This is a genomic window from Flavihumibacter cheonanensis (genome assembly GCF_022352215.1).
Taxonomy (GTDB): domain Bacteria; phylum Bacteroidota; class Bacteroidia; order Chitinophagales; family Chitinophagaceae; genus Flavihumibacter; species Flavihumibacter cheonanensis.
The window spans coordinates 1-290 of record NZ_JAKRWF010000063.1; the positions used below are offsets into that span (position 1 = coordinate 1).

At 65.5% G+C, this 290-nt stretch carries 1 protein-coding gene; it reads right to left on the minus strand.

Annotated elements, in window-relative coordinates; translation table 11 throughout:
* Nucleotides 1–235 (minus strand): hypothetical protein (locus tag MD536_RS21140; RefSeq protein ID WP_239603778.1); only part of this gene is annotated, 235 nt, incomplete at its 3' end.
* Between the last annotated feature and the right edge of the window lie 55 nt (nt 236–290).

The following is a 290-nucleotide window of genomic DNA, read 5'->3' on the forward strand; positions in this document are numbered from 1 at the left end:
CCGCCAGATCGGCATCGGGGCCGAAAATGATTTTGTCCACATCGGCGCGGTTGATGGAAATCACGGCCGGTTGCCGTCCCGGCATTGGCGGCGGCACGCGGAGTTGGAACTGCTTTTCGTTCGCGCCGACCACGCGTCCGGTGCGCGTGTTGCCGTCGAGATATTCCACGGTATCCTGCGCGGCGGCGGCGGCGCACGCGGCCGCGAGGACGGCGATGACGAGGGAAGTTTTCATGACGAGGCCGGCGAGGTTTCGGCAGGGGCGAATTTCTTGAGCTTCTCGCGGGCCT